The organism is Acinetobacter sp. CAU_H_56 (genome assembly GCF_058599425.1).
In genome coordinates this window covers 1,208,083-1,226,544 of record NZ_CM178654.1, presented here as the reverse complement: position 1 = coordinate 1,226,544, position 18,462 = coordinate 1,208,083, and the positions used below count along the sequence as shown (strand labels likewise).

General features: G+C 43.0%; 19 protein-coding genes. 6 read left to right on the top strand and 13 right to left on the bottom strand.

Annotation, left to right across the window (positions count from 1 at the left end; translation table 11 throughout):
* Position 1: 1 nt before the first annotated feature.
* The 8 genes from msbA to AC4MCC_RS05955 form a co-directional block, all read right to left on the bottom strand.
* Positions 2-1,729, bottom strand: coding sequence for a lipid A export permease/ATP-binding protein MsbA (gene msbA, locus AC4MCC_RS05990; RefSeq protein WP_491880124.1), 1,728 nt, complete (start codon positions 1,727-1,729; stop codon positions 2-4).
* Positions 1,729-2,151 carry an ExbD/TolR family protein gene (locus AC4MCC_RS05985; RefSeq protein WP_004784014.1) on the bottom strand — a complete coding sequence of 141 codons (423 nt, stop codon included), beginning with the start codon at positions 2,149-2,151 and terminating at the stop codon, positions 1,729-1,731. Before AC4MCC_RS05985 ends, msbA begins: the two co-directional genes overlap by 1 nt.
* Before the next feature lie 10 nt (positions 2,152-2,161).
* A complete protein-coding gene (locus AC4MCC_RS05980; protein WP_125279032.1) occupies positions 2,162-2,803 on the bottom strand; it encodes a MotA/TolQ/ExbB proton channel family protein in 642 nt (213 codons plus the stop codon).
* 37 nt (positions 2,804-2,840) lie between these two features.
* Positions 2,841-3,728, bottom strand: a complete 888-nt coding sequence (locus AC4MCC_RS05975; protein WP_004784018.1) for a ParB/RepB/Spo0J family partition protein — start codon at positions 3,726-3,728, stop codon at positions 2,841-2,843.
* The gene (locus tag AC4MCC_RS05970; protein WP_004784019.1) at positions 3,725-4,507 is read right to left on the bottom strand and encodes a ParA family protein; all 783 of its coding nucleotides are present in this window, start codon (positions 4,505-4,507) and stop codon (positions 3,725-3,727) included. Before AC4MCC_RS05970 ends, AC4MCC_RS05975 begins: the two co-directional genes overlap by 4 nt.
* Before the next feature lie 24 nt (positions 4,508-4,531).
* Positions 4,532-5,164 carry a 16S rRNA (guanine(527)-N(7))-methyltransferase RsmG gene (gene rsmG, locus AC4MCC_RS05965; RefSeq protein WP_166139427.1) on the bottom strand — a complete coding sequence of 211 codons (633 nt, stop codon included), beginning with the start codon at positions 5,162-5,164 and terminating at the stop codon, positions 4,532-4,534.
* A gap of 85 nt (positions 5,165-5,249) precedes the next feature.
* A complete protein-coding gene (gene murU / locus AC4MCC_RS05960) occupies positions 5,250-5,939 on the bottom strand; it encodes an N-acetylmuramate alpha-1-phosphate uridylyltransferase MurU (protein WP_419364935.1) in 690 nt (229 codons plus the stop codon).
* Positions 5,940-6,953: an aminoglycoside phosphotransferase family protein gene (locus AC4MCC_RS05955; protein ID WP_419364937.1), complete on the bottom strand. Its 1,014-nt coding sequence runs from the start codon at positions 6,951-6,953 to the stop codon at positions 5,940-5,942.
* Positions 6,954-7,074: 121 nt separating this feature from the next.
* Here AC4MCC_RS05955 and lptC point away from each other — a divergent pair, with 121 nt between their 5' ends.
* Together lptC and AC4MCC_RS05945 are read left to right on the top strand one after the other, a co-directional pair.
* A complete protein-coding gene (lptC, locus tag AC4MCC_RS05950) occupies positions 7,075-9,546 on the top strand; it encodes an LPS export ABC transporter periplasmic protein LptC (protein WP_419364958.1) in 2,472 nt (823 codons plus the stop codon).
* Positions 9,546-10,853, top strand: a complete 1,308-nt coding sequence (locus AC4MCC_RS05945; protein WP_419364939.1) for a peptidylprolyl isomerase — start codon at positions 9,546-9,548, stop codon at positions 10,851-10,853. Before lptC ends, AC4MCC_RS05945 begins: the two co-directional genes overlap by 1 nt.
* A 102-nt stretch (positions 10,854-10,955) precedes the next feature.
* Here the strand turns inward: AC4MCC_RS05945 and hfq are convergent, their stop codons facing one another.
* From hfq to tsaE, 4 genes are all read right to left on the bottom strand, one after another.
* Entirely contained in the window at positions 10,956-11,489 is a 534-nt protein-coding gene (gene hfq / locus AC4MCC_RS05940) for an RNA chaperone Hfq (RefSeq protein ID WP_419364941.1), read from the bottom strand.
* Positions 11,490-11,580: 91 nt separating this feature from the next.
* A complete protein-coding gene (gene miaA, locus AC4MCC_RS05935) occupies positions 11,581-12,525 on the bottom strand; it encodes a tRNA (adenosine(37)-N6)-dimethylallyltransferase MiaA (protein ID WP_419364943.1) in 945 nt (314 codons plus the stop codon).
* A gap of 6 nt (positions 12,526-12,531) precedes the next feature.
* On the bottom strand, positions 12,532-14,502 hold the full coding sequence (gene mutL, locus AC4MCC_RS05930; RefSeq protein ID WP_491876739.1) for a DNA mismatch repair endonuclease MutL: 1,971 nt from the start codon (positions 14,500-14,502) through the stop codon (positions 12,532-12,534).
* Entirely contained in the window at positions 14,495-14,971 is a 477-nt protein-coding gene (gene tsaE, locus AC4MCC_RS05925; protein WP_104425941.1) for a tRNA (adenosine(37)-N6)-threonylcarbamoyltransferase complex ATPase subunit type 1 TsaE, read from the bottom strand. The genes mutL and tsaE overlap by 8 nt, the downstream gene beginning before the upstream one ends.
* A 129-nt stretch (positions 14,972-15,100) precedes the next feature.
* Here tsaE and AC4MCC_RS05920 point away from each other — a divergent pair, with 129 nt between their 5' ends.
* From AC4MCC_RS05920 to AC4MCC_RS05910, 3 genes are all read left to right on the top strand, one after another.
* Positions 15,101-16,009, top strand: coding sequence for a pseudouridine synthase (locus AC4MCC_RS05920; protein WP_491876847.1), 909 nt, complete (start codon positions 15,101-15,103; stop codon positions 16,007-16,009).
* A gap of 113 nt (positions 16,010-16,122) precedes the next feature.
* The gene (locus AC4MCC_RS05915) at positions 16,123-16,470 is read left to right on the top strand and encodes a type II toxin-antitoxin system RelB/DinJ family antitoxin (RefSeq protein WP_004784032.1); all 348 of its coding nucleotides are present in this window, start codon (positions 16,123-16,125) and stop codon (positions 16,468-16,470) included.
* 99 nt (positions 16,471-16,569) lie between these two features.
* The gene (locus AC4MCC_RS05910; protein ID WP_004784033.1) at positions 16,570-17,013 is read left to right on the top strand and encodes a GNAT family N-acetyltransferase; all 444 of its coding nucleotides are present in this window, start codon (positions 16,570-16,572) and stop codon (positions 17,011-17,013) included.
* A gap of 10 nt (positions 17,014-17,023) precedes the next feature.
* On the opposite strand, the gene AC4MCC_RS05905 is transcribed toward AC4MCC_RS05910, so the two are convergent.
* Positions 17,024-17,731 (bottom strand): pseudouridine synthase, encoded by a 708-nt coding sequence (locus tag AC4MCC_RS05905; RefSeq protein WP_491876738.1) that lies wholly within the window; start codon positions 17,729-17,731, stop codon positions 17,024-17,026.
* A 137-nt stretch (positions 17,732-17,868) separates the two neighbouring features.
* On the opposite strand from AC4MCC_RS05905, the gene AC4MCC_RS05900 reads away from it, so the two are divergent.
* Positions 17,869-18,321, top strand: coding sequence for a DUF441 domain-containing protein (locus AC4MCC_RS05900; RefSeq protein WP_125279042.1), 453 nt, complete (start codon positions 17,869-17,871; stop codon positions 18,319-18,321).
* Positions 18,322-18,462: the final 141 nt, after the last annotated feature.

Genomic DNA, 18,462 nt, shown 5'->3' with positions numbered 1-18,462 from the left:
CTTAATGTTCCTCAAAATTACGTTGGTGCAGCTGATAATAAGCACCTTGACGTGCAATTAGCTCAGCATGATTACCCTGCTCTATAATACGACCCTGATCCATTACGACAATGCGGTCGGCATTTTCAATTGTTGATAGACGGTGGGCAATCACAATCGTAGTCCGATCTTGCATCGCCTGATCAAAGGCACGCTGAATAAAGTATTCAGATTCATTATCCAGCGCACTAGTCGCTTCATCCAGAATCAGAATCGGTGCATTTTTCAAAATGGCACGGGCGATGGCAATACGCTGACGCTGACCACCTGACAGATTCAGACCTTGAGCACCCAGTGGCGTATTATAACCTTGTGGCAAGGCCATAATGAAATCATGGGCATAGGCGGCTTTTGCCGCTGCAATGATTTCTTCATCACTCGCATTTTCTAGCTGGCCATAAGCAATATTTTCACGAACAGTACGGTTAAACAGCACTACCTGCTGGTTTACCATTGCGATTTGGGTACGTAAAGCAGTCAACTCATAATCAGTAATCGGTTTTTGATCCAGCAAAATTTGCCCGGATGAAGTTTCCTGATAACGTACCAACAGATTCACCAGCGAGGTTTTACCTGCTCCTGAACGCCCAACCAATGCTACAGTCTCGCCCGCTCTCACTTCCAGGTTAAAGTCATGAATCGCATGGTGACCATCGCCATAAACCAGATTGACATCTTTAAAGTGAATGTTGCCTTTTAAGGCATCATTGAGCTTGCCGGTATTATGTTCTTCAGGCATATCTAGCAATTCGAATACAGAATGTGCGGCCGCCATACCACGCTGAATTTTTTCATTCACATCAGTTAATGTCTTGATTGGTCGTGCCAACATGCCTGCAGCTGTAATATAAGCAACAAATTCACCCGCAGTCGTATCTCCCAGAATTTGTGGGCGCAACGCAATATACATCACGATACTGAGTGAAACTGACATGATCAACTGTACCACTGGACTGTTCAGCTGCTGTACTGCCACCATTTTCAAACCACGGCGCAGGTTTTCCAAAGAATTTTGTTTAAAGCGTTCCTGCTCATAAATCTGACCACCAAAACCTTTAACGATCAGATTGGCATTTACCGTTTCCTGAACCACATGGTTTACGTCACCCATGGTGTCCTGAACCTGTTGTGATAGCTTGCGCATCCGTTTTGAAGCTTTACTGATCACAAAACCAATCACAGGTCCAAAGATCAAAATACACATGGTTAAACGCCAGTTGGTATATAAAAGATATCCCAATAAGGCAATCGTGATCAGACCTTGCTGAATGATCGTTCTAAGTGCTTCAGTTGAGGCTGCAGTGAGCTGCTCAACGTTATACATAATTTTGGCCGTAATATGACCACTGGTATTGTCCAGAAAATATTGCGCAGGCAAACGCAATATTTTGGCAAAGACTTCCTGACGTATATTAAATACCAGATTACGCGAGATGACCGCCGTATAATACCCACCGAGGAATAGGCCTAGACCCCGAAAGAACATCAGTACTACCACTAAGAATGGGAAAAGTAAGGTGAAACCCTGGTCTCTGTTTTGAATCGCCTCAATAATATATTCCAGTAATTTGGCTACAGAAACTTCTGTCGCCGCATTAATAGAGAAACCAAGCAGGACAATTAAGGCTGTGCCCCAAAATGGTTTTAAATAGCTTAAAAGGCGAAGATAGACCTTAAAATCGTGCTTCACTAATAACCTCGAGTTGGTACTTTCGTACTGATGTTGACATTGACAAAGCCAAGTTGCCCTGCAACGTCCATGACACGAATAACATCCTGATGTGTCGCTTTTGCATCAGCGGCAATGACAAACATTAAATCACGACGTTCATTCGAAATCTGTTTAATTGCCGTATTTAAATCTGCTGCGTCTTTACTGGCAATAGACTGACCATTCACGGCATAGTGACCATTGGCATCCACAATCACTTCAATTTTCTGGTCAAAATTCTTTGGCGGTACACCTTGCGCATCTGGGAGCGTCAGGTTCATTCGGCTCATCTGGTTAAACGTGGTTGAAAGCAGCAGAAAGACCAAAATAAATAACAGGCAATCAATCATGGGCGTCAGATTGATATGTACATCTTCCACCTGGTTACGTTTAAATTTCATGCCACTGCTCCTAACTTGCTTTCTTGATGCGTTCTTCTACATCATCTGAAGCATTTAAATAGAACAGGTTGGCATGAAATAACGTTGCTTGCTGCTCAAGTTCCGCCACATATTCCTGAACCAGACGCTGGAAATAACGATGTGCAAATAAAGCAGGAATAGCAATCAGCATACCCGCTGCTGTCGTGATCAGTGCTTTGGAAATACCGGGCATCATTAAAACCGGGTCACTATTAGTACCGACATCAATCATTAAGAATGATTCGATAATCCCAATGACTGTACCCAGCAAACCGAGTAAAGGCGCTACTGCACTCAAAGTACCCAGAAAATTAATATTCTTTTCCAGATAGCCTATTTCCTGTGAAGCTACCACTTCCATCTGGGCACGAGCATATTGCTCAGACTGGTGACACGCTTCAAAACCAGCTGTAAATACACGACCCAAAGTACTGTTTTTTAAAGCTGAACTTTGCTGCAACTTTTGCATGGCTTGGTCTGCATTTTGTGCAGGACCCATCAGAAGTGAGTTGGGCAGTACCAGACTCTTTTTTAAACGAATGAAACGCTCAACTGAAATCGCCAACATAAATATCGAACACAATACCAGCGGCAGCATCAACCAGCCGCCTGCTTTAACCAATTCCCACATCTGATTTATTCCCCAATAAAAACAAATTTTAAATTAATTATTCATCGCCCAGGATTGAAAGAATCCCGTCCAGCTCTTCTAAAGAATGATAGCTAATGACCAGTTTGCCTTTCCCTTGCTTGTTGTAGTCAATTTTAACATCCGCACTAAAGCGCTCAGACAGACGCTGAGTCAACTGCTGAATGTCCGGCGCAATCGCTGCTTTTGGTTTTTCTGTTTTCGGTGCATTGTAGTCGCGTACCAACTGTTCGGTTTGGCGTACTGACAGGCTCTTTTCAATGACCATCTCAGCAACTTTAAGCTGATCTTTAGCCTTCAAAGTCAGGATGGCACGTGCATGTCCCATATCCAGCAGGCCCTGCTGCATAAAGTCTTTTACTTCTTCAGCCAGAGTTAGCAGACGCAGTAGATTACTTACTGTAGTACGTGCCTTACCGACGGTATCGGCAATTTCCTGATGGCTTAAACCAAACTCGTCATGGAAACGCTGCAAAGCCATCGCCTGATCAATCGGGTTCAGGTCCTGACGCTGAATGTTTTCGATTAAAGCTAATGCAATTGCGACCTGATCATTCAGCTCACGCACAATCGCAGGAACTTCAGTCAGACCTGCTAACTGTGCCGCACGCCAACGACGCTCACCCGCAATAATCTCGTATGGATAGCGTTCATCATCGACCGGACGGATCACGATTGGCTGCATGATGCCATGCTTTTCAATCGATGCGGCCAGTTCCTGCAGATCCTGCTCATTGATATAGCGACGTGGCTGATATTCACCACGTTTCAGCAGATTGACATCAATCTGTTTCAACTGACCATGATCAAGACCTTGTGCTTCGAGTTGTAATTTTTCTTTTTGAATTGATCCCAGCAAGGCATCTAAACCACGACCTTTGGCGAGTCCACGTTTCTTGACGGTCATGCTTTACTTCCTTTTTTCACTTTGCTTTTCTTTAATACTTCAGCTGCCAGATTTAAGTAAGCAACTGCACCCTTTGAACTTTTTTCAAAATAAATCACTGGTAGACCATGTGCCGGCGCTTCAGCCAGACGGATATTACGTGGAATCACGGTTTCATAAAGTTTTTTACCAAAATATTGCTCTAACTCTTCTGAAACATCACGGGTCAAGGCATTTCGTGCATCATACATAGTACGCAATACACCCACGATCTGCAGGTCTGGATTAAGTGCCTGCTGAATCCGGTCGATGGTTTGTGTCAGATCAGCCAGACCTTCGAGAGCATAATATTCGCATTGCATCGGAATAATCACGCCATCCACCGCTGCCAGTGCATTTACGGTGATCAGGCTTAAGCTTGGTGCACAATCAACAATGATATAGTCGAATGAAGATTCAATTTCCTGCAAAGCTTCACGCAAAATGAATTCACGGCCTTTCTGCTCGGCAATCGCCAGCTCCACACCAGCCAGATCACGGTTTGCCCCTAAAACCTTGTATCCGACTTCAGCCTTAGTAATCGCAGTTTCAATCGGCACTTCACCCAGCAATACATCAGTCACTGAATACAGCAGGTCATTTTTCTGAATCCCCGACCCCATGGTCGCGTTACCTTGAGAATCCATATCCACAAGCAAAACGCGTTTTTTTAGCACAGCGAGAGATGCCGCCAAATTTACTGCGGTTGTGGTTTTACCGACACCACCTTTCTGGTTGGCAATCGCAATAATTTGTGCCATGTTGACCCCGATCCTTCAAAAATTTTAAATACGTTTTAATAGAAGTAAATGACGTTGTTCGTCCAAGCGCGGAACCTTCAGTTCAATAATCTGACAGCTAAATTCATCTTTTAATGCTGCCACTTCCTCTTCAGGAATCAAACCTTTCATGGAAGCAATAATACTCTGCTCATGCATATACGGTTTAGACGCATTCACAAAATCTGTCAATGAAGCAAATGCACGACTGGTAATCACATCAAACTGACCCAGCTCATTGATACTGTCTTCATTTTCCACACGGGTTTGTACTGCAATGACATTTTTTAATTTTAGGTCTGCAATAAACTGCTTCAGAAAACGAATTTTTTTACCGTTTGAATCCAGTAGTACGCAATCACGCTCAGGCTGACATAAAGCAATGATCATGCCCGGCATACCACCACCAGTTCCGATATCGAGCAAACGACCTGCAGGCAAATCCTTCAAAATACTCAGACTGTCAAGCAGATGCTTAACCAGCATTTCCTTAGGATCACGGATTGCAGTCAAATTGTATGCTTTATTCCACAGTACCAAAGCGTCCTGGTACTTGAGTAATAAATTTAAAGCTTCATCAGACAGCTCTAAACCTAAAGCCTGGCTACCCTGCTTTAGTTCTTGAAAAAACGTGTGCATAAACAATCAACGCTCGAAAAAGTTAAGTGGAAGTATACCGTTTTCTCTATATTGGCACAGTAGGGAGTGCTTAGTGAATATTCACTTAAGCAGACTTCCCTTCACGGATCATTAAATCCAGTGCATTCAAACGCTCAGGCGTTCCCACATCCACCCAAATACCTGTCAATTTAGAAGCAGCAATCTTGTTTTCCAGCATTGCTGCTTTTAATAGTGGTGCTAAAGGACGTTTTCCAGCCTCTAAGCCTGCAAACATTTTCGGATGAATCACTGATACACCGCTAAAAGTCAGATTTTCACCACTGATCTGCTGATCAAAGATATAAGCCTTGCCGTCTGCAAGTGTGAAATCACCGTTTGGATGCTGTTCCGGGTTTTGTACCAATACCAGATGTGCCAGATTTTCACCCAGCTCAACATTCAATAAAGGTGCAAAGTCCATGGTTGTCCAGACATCACCATTGACCAGAATGAAAGGTTCATCACCAAGCAGTGGTAAAGCATTAATAATACCACCGGCTGTTTCCAGACCTTCACCTTCATGTGACCATAAAATCTTGACACCAAACTGTGAACCGTCACCCAACGCCTGAGCCAGTTTTTCACCTAGCCAGGCAGTATTGATGACAATTTCATTCACGCCTATCGCCGCCAGTTTTTCAATATGCCAGACAATTAATGGTTTGCCACCCACTTCCAGTAAAGGTTTTGGCGTATGCAAAGTTAAAGGACGCATGCGGTTGCCCAAGCCAGCCGCGAGAATCATCGCTTTCATTTAGGCCGCTACCTCGTATGAACCATATTTTGCTTCAAAGACAGGCATGACTTTTTCATGAATAAACTGCATAAATGGTTGTAATTCTGGATAGTCTTTGGTTTCTTCCAGTAGATACCACATCACACGTGGCAGGTCTTTTAGATAGCCAGATTTACCATCTCGCTCAAACAAGCGGACAAAAATACCTAAAATCTTGATATGACGCTGAATCGCCATCATATCCGCATCTTTTTTAAACTGTTCGAAATCACGGTCCTGTTTTGCAGCTGCTGGCAATAGGTCATAGAACACTTTAAACCAGCGATACACGCGATCTGCATTCCACTGTACATAAGCATCACGGGTAATAGAGATCAGGTCATAGGTATCAGCACCAATCACTGCATCCTGAAAATCAATCACACCCAGTTCGGTTTCATTTTCGATTTTCATCAGGTTACGGCTATGAAAATCACGATGCACAATGACTTGTGGTTGTGCCAAAGCAGCATTCGCCAGAATCGCAAATGTGCGCTTGATCAGCGCAGACTCTGATTCTGTTGGCTGAATTTTTAGAGCAGGCAGCATCCAGTCAGTCAGCAGCTCCATTTCAGAAATCAGCTTCTCATAAGAATAAGCAGGAAACTGACCTTCTCCCGGAATGGACTGTAGCTGAATCAGCTGTTTAAAACTTTGCTCATAATAGGTATCAACCGTCTGATCATTCAGCAAATTTGATAACAGCACATCACCAAAATCTTCGAGCAGCAAAAAGCCATTTTCCAGGTCTTTGGCCACGATGTGTGGAACACGTACGCCATGGGCATCAAAAAATTCATCAATCGTCACAAAAGGCACACAATCTTCTTTTTCTGGTGGTGCATCCATGAGCATAAATGTTTTATTATTCAGTTTGATTCGTGCATAACGACGAAAACTTGCATCGCCTGCTAAAAAATGTGTTTCAAATTGATCTGAACCGAGTACAGAAGCAATCCAAGATTGTATCAATTGTTCGCGTTGAGTATTCATTTGCAATAAATTCTAGTACAGGCTGAGTTTTTAAAGTGCTAAGTGTAGCTACTTATCAACTTTTTCTCTATGATGCGACAATAATTAATTGCGATAAAAGCATGATTGGTTAATGAGACAAATGAAGCATCACTTTAAAATAAACCCTCTAGCGACTGCGATCTTAACCCTTTTATGTAGTAGCTCGGTCTCAAGCTATGCTGCATCAAATGACTCATCCAATGTAAATGCGGAACAACTTAAACAACGCATTAATGAGACCTATCCCGGTGAAGCATTCTTCTCACAATATTATGTAGATAAATCTTCACCAGAAGCACAGCAGCGTCAAGGTAAATATCTCAGTTCAGCCTATTGTGAGGGCGCCTGGGTCACTCCTATTACACCTGATGCACCGACGATTGACCCTGAACAGGCAACTTCAACCATTACTGCAGACTATGGTCATTATAATCCGGCCGGTGATTCCTACTTAGAAGGCAATGTGGTCATTGATCAGGAAGGTCGCCAGATTCGTGCGGAACGCGTGACGATTGATCAGACTCAAACCTATGCTAAGGCAGAAGGTCAAGTCCAATTGGCCCAAGGTGGCTTGATTTCGCAAAGCGATGATATCAATTACAACCTAAAAACCCAGCAAGGTGACTTAAACAACAGTTTTTTCATTGCCGAAGAACAGCATGCGCATGGCCGTGCTGAAAAGATTGCCAAAACCTCAGACGATACGCTTGAACTGGAAAATGCCACCTATTCTACCTGTCCACCTGAGCAAAAGCCGACCTGGAAAATTCAGGCAGACCAAATCAAGCTAAATCAGGAAACCGGTCGCGGTGAAACCCGTAATACCAAGCTCTATGTGAAAGATGTTCCGGTACTGGCTGTTCCTTATTTTAACTTCCCAATCGATGATCGCCGTACCACAGGGATTCTGACGCCAACTTTCGGATTTACTAATGATGGTGGTCTGGAACTGGGTGTGCCGGTTTATCTCAACCTGGCACCACAATATGATGCGACTATTACGCCACGTTATATTAGTGACCGTGGTGCGATGCTGGATGGCGAGTTTCGTTATTTAACAGAAAATTATGGTGAAGGCCGGATTTGGGGTGGCTACCTGCCATCTGATGAAAGTTATGACAATAAAGACCGTAAAGACCTGCACTTCCTGCATAACTGGCAAATCAACGATCAGTTCTCAACAAATCTTGAATATAATTACGCATCAGACAAGGACTTTTTTGCCGATCTGGATAATAACCCAGATTCAAAAACAGACCTGAACTTGCGCCGCGCCTGGGAAGTTAATTATAAAAATGGCATCCCTGGCTTAAAAGCTCAGTTTAAAGTTGAAGATTTCCAGACACTTGATCCTGCCGTTCTGGATGAAGACCGTCCTTATGCGCGTTTGCCGCAGCTTTTGGTGAATTATAAGACCGGTAACCCACTGGGTTTACAATACGAATTTAATAACGATACGGCTTATTTCCAGAAAGACATCAGAAATACTGAAAATATTGATACCGGTGATGAAGCCATCTATCAACCAAGTGGTACACGAATCTATAATGATTTCTCGGTACGCTATAATCACTTTACGCCTTGGTCATTCTTCATTCCTCAGGCGACATTACGCAATATCAATACTTTCTATGATCAAGATACTATTGATCGTATTAATAATAATCAAACCAGCTCATCAAGTGAAAATCATTCTATCGTAGTACCACAATTTACGCTGGATACCGGTTTAATTTTTGAAAAAGATGGTCGCTATTTACAGACCTTGACGCCTCGCCTGTTCTACGCTTATTCACCGTATGAAAACCAGCGCAATCAGCCAAACTTCGACTCTGTCGTAGCCTCAATTAATTATGACCAATTATTTAGTGCACGCCGCTTCTATGGTAATGACCGCTTAGAAGACAATAACTTCGCTTCTTTAGGTCTTAGTTACAGTTTATTTAATGAAGAAGGTTTAGAGCGATTACGCGCCAGTGTGGGGCAAAGTTTCTTCTTCGAAGATCGCCGTGTCACCCTAGATCGTGAGGCAGATGAATTTGACCGTGAAAGTCATACTGGACCAGTTATTCAGCTTAGAAGTCAGTTAAACAAAAACGTGCATGTCAACCTGAATTCTAGCTGGATGTCGAATGGCTCCAATGCCCAGCGTGATGTACAGGTTTATTATACGGGCGATCAAGGCAATCTGTATAACTTAGGCTATTTCTATCGTAAAGATATTCCAAACCGTCAGGAAAGTTATGATCAGGTGGTTGGCTCATTTATCCAGCCAATTGCCAATAACTGGCGTCTGGTCGGCCATGCGCAATTTGACCTGGATAATAGTGTCGCACGTGAATATTTACTTGGCGTAAACTATGAGTCATGCTGTTGGGGAGTATCTGTCTATGGCCGCTCATACTACAATGACCTAGACGATATCAATGACCCAGATGTGAAAGCGAAACGTGCAGTAATGGCTGAAGTAACGCTTAAAGGTCTTGGCGGGTTAAGCAACAAGCTAACCTCATTACTAGAAAATCGTATTCTAGGTTTTAACAATATCAATCAAACTTGGACAGAACGTTAATGAAGACAAAACAGTTAAAACAAATTTTTAAAGCGACCGCACTTGCGCTATGTCTTTCTTCAGCGATGACGACTTTTGCTGTTGCCCAACCTAAAGATGAAGTTGTAGCTGTTGTCGACAATAGCGCTATTCTGCGTAGTGATCTGGCACAAAGCGTTGCTGAAATTTCTCACCAGTTGCAAAAGCAAAACAAGCCTGTTCCACCACAACCTTATCTTGAACAACAAGCACTTGAACAGCTAATTGTACGTCAGGCTCAACTGGAACAGGTAAAACGCTACAATATCCGTCCAGATGAAAAATCTTTAAATGAAGCAGTGCTTAAAGTAGCACGTGATTCAGGCTCCCCTAGCTTGGAAGCTTTCCAGCAAAAACTGGATGCTATCGCGCCGAATACGTATGCCTCTTTGCGTAACCGTATTGCAGAAGATCTAGCACTTAGCCGTTTACGCCAGCAAGCCGTAAATTCACGTATCCAGATCAGTGATCAGGATGTGAAAAACTTCCTGAATACACCGCAAGGTCAAGCTTTGTTAGGCAGCCAGGTACATGTTCTGCATTTACGTATAACCGGAGAAAATGCACAGCAGGTTGCAGCACAGGTAAGAAATGACTTGAGTAGCAGCAATGATATTCAGGCGATCAGCAAAAAATATTCAACTGGCGATATTAAAGTAGATGCGTCTGATATGGGTGTTCGAAACCTGTCAGAAATTCCAGGAGAACTCGCTGCACGTGTTTCTACCCTGCAAGCGGGTCAAACATCAGAACTGATTCCAGCAGCAGATGGTGTGCATGTCCTGAAACTTCTAGAACGTAAAGGTGGTGAGCAAAAAGCACTGGTTCCTCAGTACCAGACTCGTCATATTCTGATTCAAACATCAGAAGTGGTTAGCCCAGAAAATGCCAAACAGATGATTGATAGCTTGTATGCGCGTCTTAAGCAAGGTGAAGATTTTGCAGTATTGGCATCTACTTTCTCTAATGACACAGGTTCAGCGCGTGATGGCGGAAGTTTAGGCTGGGTCAGCCCAGGTGTCATGGTACCTGAATTTGAACAGCGTATGAAAAGTACGCCAGTAGGTCAGATTAGTGAACCATTCCAGTCACAATTTGGCTGGCATATCCTGCAAGTGACCGATACACGTCAGCAAGATATGACTCAGGAATATCAGGAACGTATGGCACGCCAGATCCTGGGTGAACGCCAGTTTGATGCTGAGCTAGATAGCTGGTTACGTGAAACTCGTAGCAATGCCTATGTAGAAATCAAAGATCCTCAGCTAGATCCTAAACGCGCTCGTTAATATAAGAAAAGAAAGCCAGCATAATGCTGGCTTTTTTAATGACTTAATTCTTTAAGCAATAAAAAAGCCTCTTATTAAGAGGCTTTTTTATTTCAGATCCGATTAACGATTGTTTTCGTCGTCAGAAGAATCTTCAAATTTTGAATCGTTGTCAAAACCAGCGCCTTGACCACCGAAACCAGCGCCTTGACCACCAAAGCCAGCGCCTTGACCACCAAAGCCACCTTGACCGCCGAAGCCACCAGCAGCACCTTGACCACCGAAGCCACCTTGACCGCCGAAGCCGCCTTGACCACCAAAGCCAGCGCCTTGACCGCCGAAGCCACCTTGACCGCCGAAGCCACCAGCAGCGCCTTGACCACCGAAGCCACCTGCGCCGCCTTGACCACCGAAGCCAGCACCTTGTGGACCAGCAGGAGCACCAGCTGGACGAGGGTTACGAGCAGGTACAACTGTAGAAATCGCGTGTTTGTAAACCATTTGGCTTACTGTATTTTTTAATAATACAACGTATTGGTCAAAAGACTCGATGTGACCTTGTAATTTGATACCGTTTACCAGGAAGATAGAAACTGGAATACGTTCCTTACGGAGAGAATTCAAGAATGGATCTTGTAAAGTTTGACCTTTAGACATGTTATAACTCCAAAAATTTAAAAATCAGCGCAAAAAACTATCTCTATTTTTCAATTAAAAATTATAAAAAAGATAGTACTCAAATTTTGCTTTATCCGTGACAGTTTCGCAAGTCTTCTTGGGCCTGCTCGAGCGTAAAATATGTTGTAAATTTATGCTTTTCTTGCAAAGATCTCAACCAGGTATATTGACGTTTGGCAAGTTGTCGTGTCGCAAATAAAGCCTTATCCTCCATTTCCCGTTGTTTTTCATGACTTAGGTCACCTTTTTTTAAGAATTCTATGGCTTGGCGGTAACCTACTGAACGCATTGAGGGTAAATTTTCGTCAAAATCGTATTTTCCCATTAATCCTTTAACTTCATTTAAAAATCCGTTTTTCCACATAATTTCAAGACGTTTTTCAATACGTTTGTGCAATTCTAACCGATCGGGCATTAAGGCATAATTATGGAAACTGTAACGATATGGTAAATTTTTTGGTTGTTCTGCTTGTAGTTTTGTAATCGGTTTGCCTGTCAGCTTAAAAACTTCTAATGCACGGATAATTCGCTGTTTATCACTGACTTTAAATTTCTGGCCAGCTAAGGGATCTACCTGACATAATTCAGCATATACCGCTTCCCACCCTTCACGAGCGGCTTTCTCTTCAATCTGGGCACGTACTGCGTAATCTGCACTTGGTAAATTATCAGATAAACCTTCAAGTAAGGCTTTAAAATACAGCATGGTGCCACCCACCAGAATTGGGGTTTTACCACGCGCATGAATATCATCAATCAGACGGCAAGCATCTTCGACAAAGTTTGCTGCAGAATAGACTTCCAGCGGACTAATAATATCGATCAAATGATGCGGATAGCGCTCTAATTCCTCTTTAGAAGGTTTCGCTGTACCAATGTCCATTTCCTGATAGACCAGCGCAGAATCGACAGAAATCAGCTCAAAATGACCTTGCTCGTATAGTTCACATGCCAAAGCAGTTTTACCGCTTGCAGTTGGTCCCATTAAATTGATGACCGGCAGTTGATTGGACATGTAAGGCTACTCTCCCCGAGCAAAAAGTTTATCAAGTTGAGACAATGGAAATGCTCGCCAGGTTGGACGACCATGATTACATTGGCTCGCAAATTCAGTTTGTTCCATCTGACGCAGCAAAGCGTTCATTTCAGACAGACTCAACATTCGATGTGCACGTACCGCACCATGACAGGCCATGCCCGCAAGAATCTGATCACGTTTTTGCATTAAACTTTGTCCCTGATCATTCGGATCCAGATCATTCAATAATTCAGGGATCAAGGCATCAAAATCAGCCTTATGTAAAATGGCCGGTACGCCTCGCACAATGACCTGTTCATCACCATACTGGTCAATTTCCAGACCTAAACGAGCAAGTTGATCTTTAAGTTCGTCAACACGCATGGCTTGCATACGACTAATGCTTACCACTTTAGGAATCAGTAATTGCTGGGATATCCAGAATTCCGGTTTATCCCAAGCCATTTTCATCTGTTGCAGCAGAATACGCTCATGCGCCGCATGCATATCTACAATGATTAAGCCTTCGGTATTTTGCGCCAGAATATAAATACCATGCAGCTGGGCGATCGCAATCCCTAAAGGATGCTCATCCACTTTACTATGTAAATGTGACTGTAATGCATTCGATGCTGAATGACTGGTTTCTGCTTCAGTTTCTCTTAAAGGAGCGAGATAACTTTTCAGGGCATTATTCAGCTGCTGCGAACCCGAATATGACTTATTGTAATCCTGCGCATAATGCACAGTTTGTGGACCTGATGACTCAAAATCCGTTAACACATCAGAAGCTTCTTCTTCACGCTGATGATACGGAGATGTGACTGGAATAACCGGTTGAGTGGCTACGGACTGATGCAGGCTGAACTGCTCCTGATAGCGCGGCTGAGGTGTTATCGCAACAGCTTCAGACTCAGTTTTCATGGCCTCAGCCAGATCAGCGGTCGCAGTCTGGAATTGCGCCAGGGTTTCCTTGGCATAGTGACGTACAAATTCATGTACTTCACGCTGGTTCAGGAAACGAATTTCATGTTTGGTCGGATGCACATTGACATCAATACTTTCTGGATCGATTTCCAGAAATAGTAAATAAGCAGCATGCTGATGGCCATGCAGGATACCATCATAAGCCATACGCAAAGCGTGCGAAATGGTCTTGTCTTTAACAGTCCGGCCATTCACATAGACATATTGCAGATCGGCTTGAGCCCGTGCATCCGAAGGATGTCCGAGCCAGCCTGATAAACGCATATTGATACTGTCTGCATCAATCCAGTAAGCATTTTCAGTAAACTGACGGCCAAGTAATTGTTGCACACGCTGAAAACGCAAAGCACCACTATCTGCAACTGGCAAATTCAGCTTGATGGTTTGGTTATGTTCCAATACAAAGCGAATATCGAAATGCGTTAAAGCCATACGGCGGACAATTTCTTCGATATGTCCAAATTCAGTGCCGGGCTTTTTCAGGAATTTGCGCCGCGCCGGAACATTGAAGAATAAATCCTGCACCCGGATCTGAGTTCCTTTAGATGCCGCGACCGGTCGAATCTCCTGATGATCAAAAGCCGTACCGTTCACTTCCACCTGATAGCCAATCCCATCTTCATTCTGGCTACTGGTTAAAGTCAGACGAGACACTGCGGCAATTGAGGCCAATGCCTCACCACGAAAGCCCAAACTGGTAATCGCATGCAGCTCTTCAGCCGTTTGAATCTTACTGGTCGCGTGACGCATCACGGCCAGTGGCAAATCTTCATGATGGATACCACGGCCATTATCAATGATTTCAATCAGCGTACTGCCGCCCTGTTCCACCCGGATAATCAACTCGGTCGCACCTGCATCAATCGAGTTTTCCAGTAACTCCTTGACCACAGATGCGGGCCGTTCAATCACCTCACCTGCTGCAATCTGGTTCGCCAGCGCAGGATCAAGTGCACGGATACGGCGTATGCTTAAATCATCAACCATTTGGGAATTCACGCTCCAAAGCTTGCTGTAATGCCAGATTAGAAGAAATCAGACTCGCGGTACGGGTCAGCTCATCTTCTGATTTTAAAATTTCAATAATTAAATCGGCTTGCGGGATTTCATCACCCCCCTTAGAAGGCCATTCGAATAAAAATAGCGCATTGGGAGTTTCTAAATAATCCCGGATCCCCATCAATTCAAGTTCATAAGGGTCATTAAGACGATATAAATCAAAATGAAAGATATCCTGACCATTCACCTGATACGGTTCCACCAGCGTGTAAGTCGGACTTTTTACTGAGCCTTTATGACCGAGCTGTTGTAAGTAATAACGCGTCAGCGTGGTTTTCCCCGCACCCAAGTCACCAATCAGATATATAACGCCCGCAGAAAAATTATTTGCCAGAACTTTGGCCAGATTTTGGGTGTCATCTTCATGTTTTAAAGTGACGTTAAATGAATAAGGCATATTACTCACGACATGATGAAAAAGAATAATTATGATAGCATCGCAACGCTTTAAAAGCCTATTTACCTCTGTGAGAAACTGTATTTTTTCACAGCATCCGTTCCAGACCAGAGATAGATCCACGTTGTGATGACTTCGACTGTTGAATTTAGCCCACCCATGCTGAATGGGGTGACGGCAAGTAAAGTATTCCTGCAAGCGACAGCTGATTCACCCAAGACAGTCTATGCCTATCTCTGTGCACAATTTCCACATATTGATCCGAGCGAATGGCAATCCCGTTTCGATAATGGTCTGGTTTACGATGCTCAAGGCAATACCTTAACCATCGAAAGTTCTTTTCAAGCGAATACTCATTGTTTTTATTATCGTTTTTTGGCACACGAAGTGCATGTTCCTTTTCAGCATCAGATTCTGTTTGAGAATGAACATTTGCTGGTGGTGGATAAACCGCATTTTTTGACCATGAGTCCTACTGGAAAATATGTACAGGAAACCTTGCTGGTACGCCTAAAACAGCAAACTGGAAATGAACATCTTACTCCGATTCATCGCTTAGATCGTGAAACGGCAGGTGTGGTGCTGATTTCAAAATGTGTGCAATCGCGTGGGGTTTATCAGCAAATATTTGCGACTCGGCAGGTACAGAAAACTTATCATGCGATTGCGGTTTATCGTAATGATTTAAGTTTTCCGCTCATCACAAAGCTCAAAATGGAAAAAGGCCAGCCCTTTTATACCATGCAGGTGGTAGAAGGAGAGCCTAATAGCGAAACTGAAATTCAATTGCTGCAACATAATGGGCAATGGGGCAAATATGAGCTAAAACCGCATACAGGAAAACAGCATCAGTTAAGGGTACACTTAAGCCATTTAGGGATTCCGATCCAGAATGATCCTTTTTATCCGCAGGTTTCCCATAAGGCGGATGATGATTTTTCTGCACCTTTACAGCTACTGGCCAAACACATTCATTTTACGGATCCAGTTACCCAAAAGCAGATGCAATTTAGCTCTGAACTTGAATTGACACTGTAAATCTCTTGTCATTACAGATTATTTTCTAAAAACGGCAACTTGAGGATTGAAATCCCAAAGTTATCGATTAGAATAAGGCGAAAAGTTAAGTAATTTAAAGCTTTGAAAATATTATGAGAAAAACTGAAGTTTATCAAATTCGCCTGGATTCCCAAGAAAAGAAACAGGCATTTGCAGTATTTAAACAATTGGGGATTACGCCGGCTCAGGCAGTTCGTCTTTTTTTTAAACAGGTTGTTCTGACCAAATCAATCCCCTTCTCGATTGAAAATCAGAATATTAATCTGGAACAGCTGATCAAGTTACGCAAGCAGAAACAGAATGAACTTAAGGCAGAACAAACCTCAAGTCCAAGTACTACAGCTATTCCAGCAGATCATCAGGAAATGAATCTGGATGATGATCATTTTGATTTATTTGAAGAACTGAATGCTATTTTAGGTGAAAGCGACAAAATTTAACATTGTTGCATTTACGAACAATTCTTAAGTTTCTCTCCTTTCAAACTTCGCTATGCTTGATGTTAATGATAAATAATAAAATTAACATGGAGTAAGCCGATGATCGTGCGACGTGCCCAGTCAGAAGATCTACCTAACCTGGCCGTTTTATTTGATGAGTACCGTCAATTTTATGGTACTTCTTCCAATCTGGATTTATCTTACGAGTTTCTGAAACAGCGTTTTGAAGATGGTCAAACTGTCATTTTTATCAACACTAAGGATGATATTTTTACCGGATTTATTCTGCTGTATTTAAGATTTTCCTCAGTCGCATGTTCTACTTATTATGTGCTGGACGATGTCTATATTAGCCCGCCTTATCGCCGGCATGGTGCAGCCAAGCAACTGATTGACACTGCTATCTTGTTTGCCCGACATGAAAATGCGCTTCGAATCAGCCTGGAAACGCAAAAAACCAATTATCAGTCACATAAACTTTATGAGTCACTTGGATTTATTCAGGACAATGAATTCGTGACTTTCCATTGTTTCCTGAAATAAATCCCAGACTTTATTCGGTACGGAATTTTGCCTGTGCCACTTGTTCTGCGTCCAGATAGGTCCATTCCCCTATTGCCAGTTCACTCAAGGCCAATGCACCAATCTGGGCACGATGCAGCTGCTCCACTTTATTGCCAACAGCTGCCAGCATACGTTTCACCTGATGATAAACCCCTTGATGAATGGTCATTTGCAGACGATTTTCATCTAGACGAACAATATCTGTAGCAGCAAAGGTGCCTTTTTCATTTCTCAATTCCACACCCTGTTCAAGCTGTTGAATCTGCTCATCTGTCACGGGATCGGCAGTAGTCATCTGATAGACTTTCGCTACATGTTTCTTAGGATGGGTCAATGCTTGTAGAAACTGACCATCATCCGTCAGTAATAATAGTCCGGTAGTGTCCTGATCGAGACGACCTACACATTGAATTCCACGGTTTAACAGAATGTCATCAAACAGATCAAATACACTGAAATGATGGGTAGCCTGATGTGAGCACTCATAATCTTGTGGCTTGTTGAGTGCAATATATACTTTTTCCCGATAGCGGTATTCATGACCATAAATACTAAAGGTCAGATCTTGCAGATTTAGTTTATGCTTGGGATTATCAATGATTTCATTCTGAATCGAAACAGCACCATTTTTAATCAGTTGCTGACAATGTTTTCGTGAACCGAAACCCTGTGATTGCAACATTTTTTCCAATAGCATCCATCTGAACCTGTTTAAATGAGCGATAGGCGCATTCTATACTGAAAACTAACCAGATTCATTTCTTGTAGGGCTTTCCCCCTTTAAATGGCTAAAAAGCCTATAATCCTGTGACTTTTCATTTTTTTTATCTCCTCATGTCCCAACTTGATCTGAATCTGCTTGTTCTTCTGGTTTTATTGGCTTGCGGTATTTTTAGTCATAATACTGCTGTGACCATTGCTGCGGCCGTGTTGATCGTCCTGAAGATTACACCTCTCAATGACCTCTTACCTTATGTACAGCAACATGGCTTAAATATCGGGATTATTATTTTAACCATTGGTGTATTGGCTCCGATTGCTAGCGGGAAAATTCCCGGTGACAGTATTCTGAAATCATTCCTGAGCTGGAAATCTTTACTGGCAATTGCAATCGGTCTATTTGTTGCCTGGCTTGGTGGACGTGGGGTGAAACTGATGTCGAGTCAGCCTGATGTCGTTGCAGGTCTATTAATTGGTACGGTCGCAGGTGTGGCGGTACTTCGTGGTGTCCCAGTCGGGCCATTAATTGCAGCCGGGATTTTATCGTTATTGATTGGAACGCAATAAGTCTTTAACCATGATTGTGCAATATTCTTAAAAATTAATATTCTAAAATTAAGAACTGCATAGTATTAAATCACATGATCAGCGACATGGATGTCGCTCGTTGGATTGAGGTACAGGATGTACCTTCAATCCAACAAAAGA